The following is a 13410-nucleotide window of genomic DNA, read 5'->3' as shown; positions in this document are numbered from 1 at the left end:
GCCATTGTTCGGATGCGGCCCGGATCCGCGCTGCATCCGACTGGTTCCGGAGCCGTGGTCCGAAGCCGCAGCGAAAACCGCCCGGAGCGCGGCCCGGATCCGCGCTGCCCGTGTCCGATTCCGTAGCGCGTTCCCGGAAGCCTGGCAGGATCAGCGTCGGCAGGACGGGAGTGTCTGCCGCGGAACGCCTGCCGCGGCCAGAAATACCTCAAATTTTCCGGGATTGGACAGCTCCGACCACGTCCAGCGGATCACGCGTCGGCCGGTGGCGCGAATCCGGTCCTCCCGGCGCTTCTCATCGGTGAGGGCCTCAGCGGGTGTCCGGCCCTGCAGGAACTCCGCCTTGCGGTACTTCACGAGTCCGTCGAATTCACCGCACAGCTGCTCCTCCGGCCAGTCAAAGTCTGTGAATGCGACCAGCCCGCGGGCGTCGCGGATTTCGACCTGAAGGAGGGGAATCCGGAAGCCGAGCCGGTGCATCAGGGCGCGGCTCACCGATTCTCCCGGGGAGCCGGACGCCGGATCAGCGAAATCCAGGGCGGTCCGGATTCGCCGGGCAGCGGCTTTTGTGTAGTTGCCGTCGATGCCGGTGTGGAGTTCCTCGCGGCTGAGCGGTGGCAGATTGTCAGGCTGCGGCCGGAGGACGTGGTCGAATACCGTGACTCCCTGTTCGAACGATTTCAAGGCGGCCAAGTCCAAGGCTGTCCGGACGCGGTCCGTGACGAGGAGCCCGTGACGCTCCTTGATCTGTGCCGAGTCCAAATCGACGAAGTGCCGCCGGACCCCGGCGCGCGAGCGGCCGCCGCCGTCGTCGGAAGTGCAGGCATGCACCAGATGGCCGTGGCCCAGCAGCGGCATGTCCCACAGGGCTGCGGAAGACTGGCGACAGAAGATGGTGCGGCTCTTCAACGTGGAAGCCGCCGCCCGGATGAGGACCGGATACCGGTCCCACGGCGTCAGCGATTCCCAGTCCTGCACCCGGACGTAGACGCCCTGCCGGATCCGCCGGAGCTGCCCGGACTTCGCCTGCCGGGCAAGGCCCCGTGCATCCTGGCCGAGCCGCGCAAGGTCGCTGCTAAGAATCAGCGGTGGTAGTTCCATGCCCCGATGGTGGCCCGTGAGGCGGGGCCGGACAACCACCACTGGGGCGGATGTGGAGAACTCCTCCGCGGCAGTTTCAGACCGGCGCGACGACGTCGGACTGGCGCGCCGTGGATCCGCGTTGCCTGTGTCCGGTTGCGTAGCCGTGGTCCGAAACCGCAGCAAGAACCGCCCCGAGCGCATCCCGAACCTCCCGGCGCGGACGCTTGGACGCCCGAACCGCGGGGCGCGGCGGGGCGGCGCCGGGCGCGGACGGTTAGACGCCCAGTTCTTCCTTCAGCGCCGCGACGTGGCCCTGGGCCTTGACCTGGTACTGCGCCAGCTTCACCTTGCCCTCGGTGTCCAGCACCACCGTGGAGCGGACGAGGCCCTCGGTGACCTCGCCGTGGACCAGCTTCTCGCCCCAGGCGCCGTAGGCGAGTGCGACAGCGTGGTCCTCGTCGGCCAGGAGCGGGAAGGTCAGGGCAAAGTCGCCGGTGAAGTGGGCCAAGGCCTCGGGGGCGTCGGGGGAGATGCCCAGGACCTCGTAGCCGGAGCCCTGCAGGGACGCGAGGTTGTCGCGGAAGTCGCAGGCCTCGGTGGTGCAGCCGGGGGTCGCGGCCTGCGGGTAGAAGTACACGATGACGTTCTTGCCGCGGTAGTCGGCGAGGGACACGGGCTTGCCCTCGGCATCGGGAAGGGTGAATTCCGGGGCCGGGGTGCCGGGCTGGAGCTTGACGGTCGGATTGGCGTTCATGAGGATCCTTTAGGGGAGGGAGACAACGGGTCTGTGGTGCACAACACCGGTGGTGCAGGCTGTATTCCGCCGTCTGGCAACGCCCGTCGGCGTCCGCCAGTTGCGCCGGGTCCGGTGCGCGGTGACAGCTTTTTCATAGCTCCGGCATAGGTGTCGTGGCTAGTTTGAAGCAACTATGGAACAGCACACGCCAGGCCAGCGACGATTCGGACCCCGGCCCGCGACGGGCGGCAAACCTCGGCTGGCGGCCGTCCGGCTGCGGACCCTGATCGCGGCGGCCTGTGCAGCAGTGCTCGCCGTCGCGCTGGCTGCCGGCATCTTCTCAGCCGCGGAGGCACGAACGACGACGGCCGCCGCGGGAGCACTCGCTGCCAGTCCGGCGGCCGGCAGTGTTTCGCCGTCGGCCGGTCCCGGCGCGTCGGCCCCGGCATCCGCCGCGGCGGCAGGATCCGTCGACGCCGCACTGGACGCGAAAATCCAGGCCATTATCGACGCCAACAGCCAGTATCAGATCGGCGTGGCGCTGGTCGACGTGGCGTCCGGCGCGGACCCCGCAGACGTCCACGAATACGGGGTCCGGGAGCAGTTCGTGGCGGCCAGTACCGCCAAAGTCCTGGCCGCCGCGGCCTACTATCACCTGGTCGAAACCGGCGCCGCCAGCCTCGATGACCCTTTGGGCGACTACACCGCCGGGTTCCAGCTGCGCGAAATGATCCAGCAGAGCGACAACGACTCGTGGTCGCTGATCATGGATGCCGTGGGCCACGAAGAGCTGACGGAGTACGCGGCGTCGCTGGGCGTGACCTACGATCCGGAAACCAACACGCTGACCCCGGCGGAAATGGCCGGCATCCTGTCCGGGGTCTATTCCGGAACGCTCCTCAACGCCGAGGACACCGCGCAGCTGCTGTCCTACATGCAGGACACCAACTACGAGACGCTCATTCCCGCCGCCGTGCCGGACGGGATCACGGTGTTCCACAAGTACGGGCTCCTGGACGATGAACTGCACGACGCCGGCATCCTCACCAAGGACGGCACGGCCTACGCGCTGGTCATCTACACCAAGGGCCAGAGCCTGAGCGACGTCCCGGAACGCACCGAGGTGATCCATCAGCTAACGCAGGCCGTGACGGGCGCCCTTTTCTAGGCCGCCCGTGAGGGAATGTGCGGCGTCTTCGGGAATCCGCGGCGGAATCAGACGACCGCACCGTGGATCCGCGGCGCCCCTGTCCGAAACCGTGGCAGAAAACCGAACGCGGCGCGGAGCGGGCGTCCGGCGCTTAGACGCCCAGCTCCTCGCGGAGAGCCCGCACGTGGCCCTGTGCGCTGACCTGGTACTGGGCCAGGACCACGTTGCCGTCGGGGCCCACCACCACGGTGGACCTGAGGGTTCCTTCGCGGACTTCGCCGTCCACCAGCTTCTCGCCCCAGGCTCCGTACGCCAGGGCTGTGGCGTGGTCTTCGTCCGCGAGCAGCGGGAAGGTCAGGGCATGCTCGGCGGCAAAGGCGGACAGGGCCTCCCGCGCGTCGGGGGAGATGCCCAGGACCTCGTAGCCCGCGCCTTGGAGGGCAGCGAGGTTGTCGCGGAAGTCGCACGCCTCCGCGGTGCAGCCGGGGGTGGCGGCGCGGGGGTAGAAGTAGACAATGACGTTCTTGCCGCGGTAATCGGCCAGGGAAATCCGGCGCCCCGCAGAGTCGGTCAGCGTGAACCCGGGGGCCGGAGCGCCGGTCTGGAGCCTGGTGGTGGCGTGCAGCTGGGTGGGTACCGTAGATGGCATGGAGTTCCTTCGATTGCGGGTCGGGATGGTGGTGGCAGCGGGGGTCAGATGCTGTATTCCGCTGGTCCGCGGACGGTCGCCAGCGGACCGGGGACGAAGCGGTAGCCGCCGCTGCGGACGGTGACGACGGCGTGCCGGCAGCCCTTGAGCTTCCGGCGCACCCGGCCGACGTACACATCGATAGACCGGGTGGCCGCACCAGGGGTGTCGAACGCGTCGAGGCAATGCTGCAGTTCCTGCCGGCTTACCGTGCGGGAGCAGTTCTGCACGAGGCATCTCAGGAGGGTGAACTCCACGTCCGTCAGGGGCACGCGCTCGCCGTCGAGCCTGGCCTCCCCGGCCGCGAGGTCGACGGCGAGACGGGTGATGCTGCCCGGGGCAGCCGCGAGCGGCGCCCCGCCGTCGGCTGCGGCCCTGCCGTCGTCGTCAGCCCTGACAGGCAGTTCAGCCCCGGCGGGAAGTTCACCTCTGGCAGGCAGTTCAGCCCCGGCGGGAACCTCTGGTGCGGTTCCCGCCGGGGTGCCGTCCTCGCCGGGGGACCGGACGATGGCGGACGTTGCTGCCCCGGCGGCGGGCCTAAAGTGGACTTCCGCCTCCGGGGCACATCTGAGGGCGCGGCCAAGCACGAGTTCGGCCGCCCGCGCCAGGGCCGCCGGATCGCAGTCGGCGTTGTCCGGAAGGGTGACCCAGACGGCCAGCCCCTTCGCGGTGAGGCCGGACTGTCCAGCTCGTCCGACCCGGCCAACAGGTCCGACCCGGCCAACAGGTTCGGCCCGGCCGACAGGCCCGGTCCGGCCAACCGGGCCGCACTGTGCGTAAGCGGCGTGTGCCGGGCCGGCCGCGGCCGGCTGGCTCATACGCCGCCGCGGCGGATCAGCTTGCCGGTCGGAGTCCGGCCGTCAACCAGGGTGCCGCGGAGGTAGGTCTGCCGGACAACGCCGGAGAGCGCCTTGCCGTCATACGGGGTGATGGGGTTCTTGTGCTTGAGCTTGGAGACGTCCACGACGTACGCCTCGTCCGGGGCAAAGACGGCGAAGTCGGCGTCGTACCCCAGCGCGAGCTGGCCCTTGTTGGTGAGGCGTGCCAGTGCGGCCGGCTTCTCGGCCATCCACGAGACCACCTGTTCCAGGGGGATGCCGCGGTGCCGGGCCTCGGTCCAGATCAGGGAGAGGCCCAGCTGCAGCGAGGAAACGCCGCCCCAGGCCACCGCGAAGTCCCCGTTTTCCAGGTCTTTCAGGTCAAGCGTGGACGGGGAGTGGTCCGAAACGATGCAGTCAATGGTGCCGTCTTGCAGGCCAGCCCAGAGCAGTTCGCGGTTGGAGGCCTCGCGGATCGGCGGGCAGCACTTGTAGGCGGTGGCCCCGTCGGGGATTTCCTCGGCCATCAGGGTCAGGTAATGCGGGCAGGTCTCCACCGTGAGGTGGACGCCGTCGCGCTTGGCGCTGGCGATCATGGGCAGGGCATCTGAAGACGAGAGGTGCAGGATGTGGGCGCGGGCGCCGGTCCAGCGGGCCCGTTCGATGACCTCGGCGATGGCCTTGTTCTCGGCGCCGCGGGGGCGGGAAGCCAGGAACGTCGAGTAATGGTCGCCACCCGGGTGGGGTGCCCGGTCGATCGCATGCGAGTCCTCGGCATGGACGATCATGAGCGAGTCAAAGGTCTTGAGCTCGGCCATGTCCTCTTCCATCTCGTCAGCGTCCAGGTGCGGGAACTCGTCCACGCCCGAGTGCAGCAGGAAGCATTTGAAGCCGAACACGCCCTCGTCGTGGAGGCCGCGCAACTCGGCCTTGTTCCCCGGCACGGCACCGCCCCAGAACCCGACGTCTACGAACGCCTGGTCCTCGGCCACCTCACGCTTGAGCTTGAGCCCTTCGACGGTGGTGGTGGGCGGGATGGAATTCAGCGGCATGTCGATGATGGTGGTCACGCCGCCGGCCGCGGCTGCCCGGGTGGCGGAGGCGAAGCCTTCCCATTCGGTGCGGCCGGGCTCGTTGACGTGGACGTGGGTGTCCACGAGGCCCGGCAGCAGGGTTTCGTCGTCGGCGAGCTCAATCACTTCTGCGCCGGCTAGCCCGTTGCCCAAGGGCTCGATCGCGACGATCTTGCCGCCGCGCACGCCCACTTCACGCGCCGCGATGCCGGCGGTGGTGAGGATGCGCCGGCCCCGGATGACGAGGTCAAAGCGTTCTTCAGACATTGAGGGGCTCCTTTGTGCAGGCAATTTTCGCTGGTGCGGTGCTGGCCGGGACCAGGCCCGACAGTTCCGCGCCGATGCGCTTTCCCAATTGTTCAAGCAGGGGACCTGCTTCGGCTATACATGTTTCTACCTTGGCCTCCAGCGAAGTCAGCGGGTAGACCTGCTGGAATCCGGATTCCTTCTGCTGTTCCGGTGTCAGGGTGGTGCGGCCGCAGACCGCGACCACCGGGACCCCGGCGCGCCGGGCCGCCCGGGCAACGCCCGCGGGAGTCTTACCCAGCAGAGTCTGTTCGTCCAGGCTGCCTTCGCCGGTGATCACCAGGTCCGCGCCGGACAGCCGCTCTGCCAGCCCGGTGAATTCGAGGACGACGTCGATGCCCGGCCGGCGGGTCGCGGCCAGTGCCGCGATCGCCGCGTAGCCCACGCCGCCGGCTGCGCCCGCGCCCGGAGCCTCGGCTGCCCGGAGCGCCCGGGGGCCGATCTCGGAAGTCAGGACCTGCACGAAGTGGGCCAATGCCGCATCCAGGAGCACGACGTCGGCGGGGGTGGCGCCCTTTTGCGGGCCGAAGATGCGTGCGGCGCCGGACGGTCCGAGCAACGGGTTGTCGACGTCGCTGGCGAGCACGAAGCGTGCCTCGTCCAGGCGGGAATCGAACCCGGAGAAGTCGATCCAGGCCAGCCGGGCGAGGGCTGCCCCACCGAGCGGCAGCTCACGGCCGTCGGCGTCGAGCAACCTGGCGCCGAGACCCTGCAGGACGCCGGCGCCGCCGTCGGTGTTGGCGCTCCCGCCGACCCCGAGGATGATCTGCCGGCACCCGGCGTCGAGCGCTGCGCGGATCAGTTCGCCGGTGCCCAGGCTGCTGGCGCCGGTGGCGCTCGCCGAATCCGGCGCGGCACCGGCGCCACTTCCGGGCAGCACGGCGAGCCCGGAGGCGGTGGCCATCTCGATGACGGCAACGCGACCGCGGACGGCGAAGTCCGCGCGGACCGGCTCACCGGTGGGGCCGCTGACGACGGCGCTCCGGCGCGCGAAGCCCGAGCCGACGGCGGCATCGAGGGTGCCCTCGCCGCCGTCGGCCACGGGAATCCTGAGTACCTCAAGGTTGCCGCCACAGGCCCGTTGGAGCCCCGTTTCAACGTGCCGGGCAACGTCCGGGGCCGAGAGCGAGCCTTTGAACTTGTCCGGCGCTATGACCACCCGCATCTCAGGCCTGCATCGCCAGGATGGCGGTCGGGGCGTCTTCGGCGGTCTCGGCCAGTTCTTCGAACTCGTTGACCGCGTTGATCTCCACACCCATCGAGATGTTGGTGATCTTTTCCAGGATCACTTCCACCACCACGGGAACCTTGAACTCGCCGGCCAGCGCCTTGGCCTTGTCGAAAGCGGACGCCAGGTCGTTGGGGTCCTCCACGCGGACGGCCTTGCAGCCCAGGCCTTCGGCCACCTTGATGTGGTCCACGCCGTAGCCGCTTGCCGTTGCCGAGAGGTCAGTGGAGTTGATGTTCTCGAACGCCAGGGACACGTTCTGTTCCATGTTGAAGCCGCGCTGGGACTGGCGGATCAGGCCCAGGTAGGAGTTGTTGACCACCACGTGGATGTAAGGCAGGTTGAACTGCGCGCCCACGGCCAGTTCCTCGATCATGAACTGGAAATCGTAGTCACCGGACAGGGCAACAACGGTCTCGTCCGGCTTGCCGCGGACAACGCCGAGGGCGGCCGGGGCAGTCCAGCCCAGCGGGCCGGCCTGGCCGGCGTTGATCCACTTGCGGGGGCCGAACACGTGCAGCATCTGTGCGCCGGCGATCTGTGACAGGCCGATGGTCGACACGTACGTGGTGTCCTTGCCGAAGGACTTGTTCATCTCCTCGTACACGCGCTGCGGCTTGATCGGGATGTTTTCGAAGTGTGTCTTGCGGTGCAGGCTGGCCTTGCGCTCGGCGCACTCGGCCGCCCAGGCGCTGTAGTCCGGCAGGGTGCCGGCAGCCTTGCGCTCGCGGGCGAGCTCGACCAGCCCTGCCAGGGCTGCGCCGGCGTCGGAGGCAATGCCCAGGTCCGGTGAGAACACGCGGCCGATCTGGGTGGGCTCGATATCGATGTGCACGAACGTGCGGCCGGCCGTGTAGGTGTCCACGCCGCCGGTGTGGCGGTTGGCCCAGCGGTTGCCGATGCCGATCACGAAGTCGCTGCGCAGGTAGTTCTCGTTGCCGTAGCGGTGGGACGTCTGCAGGCCCACCATGCCGGCCATGAGCTCGTGGTCGTCCGGGATCGCGCCCCAGCCCATCAGGGTGGGGATGACCGGAACGCCCAGCAGTTCGGCCAGTTCCACCAGCTGCTCGGAGGCGCCGGCGTTGATGATGCCGCCGCCGGCCACGATCAGCGGGCGTTCGCCGGCCGTCAGCATGTCAAAGGCCTTTGCCAGTTGCTTGCGGCTGGCCTTCGGCTTTTCCACGGGCAGCGGCTCGTAGGTCTCGATGTCGAACTCGATCTCGGCCATCTGAACGTCGATGGGCAGGTCCAGAAGCACCGGGCCCGGGCGGCCGGAGCGCATCAGCTGGAAGGCCTTCTGGAAGGCGCCGGGTACCTGGCCGGGCTCCAGGATGGTCATGGCCATCTTGGTGACGGGCTTGGCGATGGACTCGATGTCCACGGCCTGGAAGTCTTCCTTGTGCAGCTTGGCAACCGGGGCCTGGCCGGTGATGCAGAGCATCGGGATGGAGTCTGCCCAGGCTGCGTACAGCCCGGTGATCATGTCCGTTCCTGCGGGGCCGGACGTGCCGATGCAGATGCCGATGTTACCGTCCGCCGCGCGGGAGTAGCCGTCGGCCATGTGGCTGGCGCCCTCAACGTGGCGGGCCAGGGTGTGGCGGATGCCGCCGTGGGCCCGCATCGCGGAATAGAACGGGTTGATTGCCGCCCCTGGCAGGCCGAACGCCTCGGTGGCGCCCTCCTTTTCCAGGATGGCGACGGCTGCGTCAACAGTGCGCATCTTCGTCATGGTGTGCTCCTTGAAAGTCTGTTTTGGGTGTGGAGGGGGAGCCGCCGTCGTGAAGTACGACGGCGGTTGCCCTGTTTTGCTTGGTTCCGGCCTGTCGCCGGGCTGCTTGGTTCCGGCCTGGGTTACTTTCGACCGCTGAGCTGGAGGACCTGCTTGAAGAGGCCCGAGTGGTCCAGTCCGCCGTCGCCCTGGTTGACGGTGGCGGCGACGAGCTGCGCGACGACGGCGCCGAGGGGGATGGCGACGTTGGCCTCGCGGGCAGCGGAGGTGACGATGCCGAGGTCCTTGTGGTGCAGGGCCAGGCGGAATCCGGGGTCGAAGTTGCGGTCCAGCATCTTCTGGCCCTTCTGGTCCAGGACCTTGGAGCCGGCGAGTCCGCCGCCGAGGACCTTGAGTGCGGCGTCGGTGTCCACGCCGTAGGCCTCGAGGAAGGCAATCGCCTCGGCCAGGACCTCGATGTTGACCGCGACGATCAGCTGGTTGGCTGCCTTGACGGTCTGGCCGGAACCGGACGGGCCGACGTGGACGATGGTCTTGCCGACGGCCGTCAGGACGTCCTGGGCGGCCTCGAAGTCAGCGGCGTCGCCGCCCACCATGATGGACAGCGCGGCATCAATGGCGCCCTGTTCGCCGCCGGAGACCGGGGCATCGAGGGGACGGATGCCGGCTGCCTTGGCGTCGCCGGCCAAACGCTTGGCGACGTCGGGGCGGATGCTGGATGCGTCGATCCAGAGCGCGCCCTGCTTCGCGTTGGCGAACACGCCGTCGGCGCCGCTGACGACGCCTTCAACATCGGGGGAGTCCGGGACCATGGTGATGACGACGTCGGCGTTCTTGACGGCCTCGGCAATGCTGCCGGCGCCGCGACCGCCTTCGGAGACGAGCTTGTCGATCTTGTCCTGGCTCCGGTTGAAGCCGGTGACCGCGTGGCCGGCCTTGACGAGGTTGATGGCCATGGGCAGGCCCATGATGCCGAGTCCGATCACTGCAACGTTGCTCATTGTGTTTCCTTTACTGAAGTCTTGTTAGCGCGGGCGGGTGGGGCTAGCCTGCGGCGTGCTGGCGGATGGCCCAGGCGAAGGCGGTTTCCGCCGGTTCCTTGTATTCGAGGCCGATGTAGCCCTCGTAGCCGAGTTCGCGGCTGCGGGTGATCCATTCGCCCAGCGGCAGGGTCCCGGTTCCGGGGGCGCCGCGGCCGGGGCTGTCGGCGATCTGGATGTGGCCGAAGTCTTTGGCGTGGCCTTCGATGACGGCAGCGACGTCGTCACCGTTGACCGCCAGGTGGTAGAAGTCGGCCAGGAGCTTGATGTTCTCCGCGCCGGTTTCGTTCTTGACCCGGGCGATGACGTCGAGAGCATCCGCCGCGGTTAGCAGCGGGTAGCGGGCCGCGCCGCTGACCGGTTCCAGCAGGACGGTTCCGCCGATCCGGGCGACTCCGGCGGCTGCGGCGGCCAGGTTCTGTACGGCCAGTTCGTCCTGTTCCTCGGGGGAGTGCTCCTCCTGGCGGTTGCCGTAGAGGGCGTTGAAGGCGGTGCAGCCGAGTCGCGCGCCGACCCCGGCGACGACGTCGATGTTGTCCTTGAATTCGGCGCTGCGGCCCTTCCAGGACACGAGGCCCCGGTCTCCGGCGGGCATGTCGCCGGCGTTGAAGTTCAGGCCGGTGAGCTGCACGCCGGCATCGGTGATGGCGTTCTCGAACCGGGTGACCTGGGCGTCGGTAGGGACGGAGGTCTCGAAGGGCCACCAGAATTCGACGGCGTCAAAACCGGCGGCCTTCGCCGCGGCCGGGCGTTCCAGGAGAGGGAGCTCCGTCAGGAGGATGGAGCAGTTCACGGTGTACGTCATTGTGGGTTCCTTCCGGTGTGGGCGGGAGCTGGATCCCGGGCTTCGTTGCCTTGCAGACCGTTTCCTGCGATTTCCGCTTTGTGGAATTTAGATTCTGCTTTATGAAAAGTGTAGGGAAGTTAGGGCAGGAGAGTCAAGGGGTGCGCGTCAAGCGGCGTACGTCCGGGAAGGGCGCGGGGGTGCTGCGGATCCGGCGAAGGGTGGTTCTACCGCTTCGTGGGATCTTTCCGGGCTGCCAGGCCCACGAGCGCGCCGATGCCCAGGCCGATCAGCAGGCCTGTGAACGGCTTGTCGACGGTCGTGACTCCGATGGCGAAGCCGAGGGCCGCGCCAAGGAGCATTCCGATCCACAGGGATTCGTACTTCACAGCCTCAGGCTAGCAAGCATCGCCCGGGCCGCAAGGGTTTCCGGCTTGGGAACCACATTTGGTGCGGAGGCGCGCACGGCCCCGGAACCACGAAAGAGTCCGGAACCACGAAGGAGCCCGCCCCGACAGGCGGGGCGGACTCCACAGGGTGATTCAGCACAGCGCGGATCAGCACTCGCTGGAGCAGCAATGTGCGGACCAGCAGTGCGTGCACCGGTTCGGCGCGGACCTGCCTTAGGTCAGGCGGATCTGGCGGTTGACGTCCTTGTAGAGCAGGTAGCGGAACGGACCCGGGCCGCCGGCGTAGCAGGCCTGCGGGCAGAAGGCGCGGAGCCACATGAAGTCGCCGGCCTCGACTTCCACCCAGTCGTCGTTGAGGCGGTAGACGGCTTTGCCCTCCAGGACGAAGAGTCCGTGTTCCATCACGTGGGTTTCGGCGAAGGGGATGGACGCCCCGGGCTGGAACGTGACGATGTTGACGTGCATGTCGTGGGCGAGGTCGTCGGGGTCCACGAAGCGGGTGGTGGCCCAGGCCCCGTTGGTGTTCGGCATGGGCCGCGGCTCGACGTCTTGGTCACGGGTGACGAAGGATTTGGCCGTGAAGCCTTCCAGGGGCTCGTAGGCCTTGCGGATCCACTGGAAGCTGGCGGCCTCCCCGGCGGAGTCGTTGGACACTTTCCAGTCCGAGCCGGCGGCGAGGTAGGCATAGCCGCCGGCCTCGAGGTGGTGGATTTCGCCGTCGAGGGTCAGTGTCAGTTCGCCCTTGGTCAGGAAGATCACGCCTTCAACGCCGGCCTCTGCCTCGGGCTTGTCGCTGCCGCCGCCCGGGCCCACCTCGACAATCAGCTGCGAGAACGTCGTCGCAAAGCCGGCGATGGGCCGGGCGATGATCCAGGACCGGGTGTTGGTCCAGCCGGGAAGGTTGCTGGTGACGATGTCGCGCAGCACCCCCTTGGGGATGACGGTGTAGGCCTCCTTGACCACGGCGCGGTCGGTGAGGAGCTGGGTCTGGGGCGGGAGACCGCCTTCGGGTGAAAAGTAGTTGCTCATGGGTGTGTCCTTTTCGCTGAGGGGGTGGAGGAAGCGGCCAGCCGCGGGTGGGCCAGCACGGTGAGCTGGGGAAGTCCGACGCCGGCCAGCGCCAGGACTTCATCGGCGCCGACAGCGCCACATTGGACGCCGCGCAGCACAAAGGCCGCCAGGGCGCGTGCGGTGGCGGGCTCATCCATGACGCCACCGCCGGTTTGTTCCACGTAATTGCGGAGCCGGGCAGCGGCAGCGGGGAGCCCTTGCCGGTAGAAGGCGTAGGTCGCGGCAAACCGGCTGGGCAGCTGGGCCGGGTGGAGGTCCCAGCCCTGGTAGTAGCCGCGTTCCAGCGACCGGCGGACCAGCCGGCCGTGGAGCTGCCAGGCCTGTTCCACGTTGTCGCCCACCGGGATGATGTTGGTGGAGCCGTCGGAGAGCCGGATGCCGGTGCCGGCCACGGCAAGCTGCATGACTTCCTTGGCGAAGTCCGCCACGGGATGCTCCATGGACTGGTATTCGGCCGAGATCTGCAGCGACGCGGAGTAGTCGTACGTCCCGTAGTGCAGCCCGCTGATCCGGCCGGGCACCGCGTGCGGCAGGCGCGCCACCGGAGAGGTCCCGTCCGGGCCCAGGATGAGCTGCGGTGTTTCCACCTGCACCTCGAACCGGAGCCGGCCCGCGGGGAGCGAGTGGACGTCCTCGAGCCGGCACACGGCGAAGGCCATGGCCTCCACCTGCGCCACGGTGGTGACCTTGGGCAGGGTGAGGATGAGCCCATCCGGGAGTTCGCCGGCCGCGGCCAGCTGCGACACGAAGAGGTCCAGGGTCCGCAGTCCCCGGGCCCGGGTGGCGGCTTCGAAGCACTTGAAACGGATTCCGATGAACGGCGGCGCGGTGCCGGCGGCGACGGCGGTGGCCACGGCGGACCCCGCGGCGACAGCGGCGGTGTCCTCGGCGTCGTCGCCCCGGTCCCCGAACCCGTCCTCGAAGTCCAGCCGGAGGTCCTCGACGGGCTCGGTTGAGAGTTTGGCCCGGACCCGGGGCGCGACGGCGGCGGCCAGGTCGGCGTCCTGGCCCTGCAGTGCGCACAGGCTTTCGACGCCGCCGCGGGCGTCCACCGCGGCGAGGGCCTGGGCGCCCCAGTCGGCGGTGAACTCCGGGCTGAAGCGGTCGGCGGGAACGTAGACCGTGTGCACGGGCTGGCGGGAGCCGTCATCGCCCGGGTAGTTGCGCTCCAGCAGCCGGTCGGTATCGGCGAGCTGCGCGTCAATCCTGGCGAGGTCGGCCCCGGACAGGGACTGCGTCACCGGTCCCTGGCTGCTTCGGTGCAGTCCGGCGCCGGCGGAGGTGGCTGCCATGC

At 68.7% G+C, this 13410-nt stretch carries 13 protein-coding genes; 1 reads left to right on the top strand and 12 read right to left on the bottom strand.

Annotated features, from left to right (window positions below):
- Nucleotides 1–150: 150 nt before the first annotated feature.
- Nucleotides 151–1101 carry a hypothetical protein gene (locus ABD243_RS11990; protein ID WP_344365847.1) on the bottom strand — a complete coding sequence of 317 codons (951 nt, stop codon included), beginning with the start codon at nt 1099–1101 and terminating at the stop codon, nt 151–153.
- A 256-nt stretch (nt 1102–1357) separates the two neighbouring features.
- Nucleotides 1358–1837, bottom strand: coding sequence for a thioredoxin-dependent thiol peroxidase (gene bcp, locus ABD243_RS11985; RefSeq protein ID WP_344365822.1), 480 nt, complete (start codon nt 1835–1837; stop codon nt 1358–1360).
- 175 nt (nt 1838–2012) lie between these two features.
- Here bcp and ABD243_RS11980 point away from each other — a divergent pair, with 175 nt between their 5' ends.
- Entirely contained in the window at nt 2013–2987 is a 975-nt protein-coding gene (locus ABD243_RS11980; protein WP_344365819.1) for a serine hydrolase, read from the top strand.
- 133 nt (nt 2988–3120) lie between these two features.
- Here ABD243_RS11980 and ABD243_RS11975 read toward each other — a convergent pair whose 3' ends face one another.
- The 10 genes from ABD243_RS11975 to ABD243_RS11930 all read right to left on the bottom strand — a co-directional run bounded on the left by ABD243_RS11975 (nt 3121) and on the right by ABD243_RS11930 (nt 13408).
- Nucleotides 3121–3618: a peroxiredoxin gene (locus ABD243_RS11975; RefSeq protein ID WP_344365816.1), complete on the bottom strand. Its 498-nt coding sequence runs from the start codon at nt 3616–3618 to the stop codon at nt 3121–3123.
- 44 nt (nt 3619–3662) lie between these two features.
- Nucleotides 3663–4475, bottom strand: coding sequence for a winged helix-turn-helix domain-containing protein (locus ABD243_RS11970; RefSeq protein ID WP_344365813.1), 813 nt, complete (start codon nt 4473–4475; stop codon nt 3663–3665).
- A complete protein-coding gene (gene allB, locus ABD243_RS11965) occupies nt 4472–5815 on the bottom strand; it encodes an allantoinase AllB (RefSeq protein WP_344365811.1) in 1344 nt (447 codons plus the stop codon). The genes ABD243_RS11970 and allB overlap by 4 nt, the downstream gene beginning before the upstream one ends.
- Entirely contained in the window at nt 5808–7019 is a 1212-nt protein-coding gene (locus ABD243_RS11960; protein WP_344365808.1) for a glycerate kinase, read from the bottom strand. Before ABD243_RS11960 ends, allB begins: the two co-directional genes overlap by 8 nt.
- A 1-nt stretch (nt 7020) precedes the next feature.
- Nucleotides 7021–8811 carry a glyoxylate carboligase gene (gene gcl / locus ABD243_RS11955; protein ID WP_344365805.1) on the bottom strand — a complete coding sequence of 597 codons (1791 nt, stop codon included), beginning with the start codon at nt 8809–8811 and terminating at the stop codon, nt 7021–7023.
- Between the two features lie 122 nt (nt 8812–8933).
- The gene (locus ABD243_RS11950) at nt 8934–9812 is read right to left on the bottom strand and encodes a 2-hydroxy-3-oxopropionate reductase (protein ID WP_344365803.1); all 879 of its coding nucleotides are present in this window, start codon (nt 9810–9812) and stop codon (nt 8934–8936) included.
- A 43-nt stretch (nt 9813–9855) separates the two neighbouring features.
- Complete coding sequence (locus ABD243_RS11945; protein WP_344365801.1) at nt 9856–10656, bottom strand: hydroxypyruvate isomerase family protein; 801 nt, start codon at nt 10654–10656, stop codon at nt 9856–9858.
- A gap of 206 nt (nt 10657–10862) precedes the next feature.
- Complete coding sequence (locus ABD243_RS11940; protein ID WP_202615868.1) at nt 10863–11024, bottom strand: glycine zipper domain-containing protein; 162 nt, start codon at nt 11022–11024, stop codon at nt 10863–10865.
- A gap of 234 nt (nt 11025–11258) precedes the next feature.
- Nucleotides 11259–12074, bottom strand: coding sequence for a bifunctional allantoicase/(S)-ureidoglycine aminohydrolase (locus tag ABD243_RS11935; protein WP_116767195.1), 816 nt, complete (start codon nt 12072–12074; stop codon nt 11259–11261).
- Nucleotides 12071–13408, bottom strand: a complete 1338-nt coding sequence (locus ABD243_RS11930) for a DUF6986 family protein (RefSeq protein ID WP_344365794.1) — start codon at nt 13406–13408, stop codon at nt 12071–12073. The genes ABD243_RS11935 and ABD243_RS11930 overlap by 4 nt, the downstream gene beginning before the upstream one ends.
- Nucleotides 13409–13410 lie beyond the last annotated feature (2 nt).

This window comes from Arthrobacter humicola, assembly GCF_039531445.1.
Lineage (GTDB): Bacteria > Actinomycetota > Actinomycetes > Actinomycetales > Micrococcaceae > Arthrobacter > Arthrobacter humicola.
This window is presented reverse-complemented; position numbering and strand designations above follow the sequence as displayed.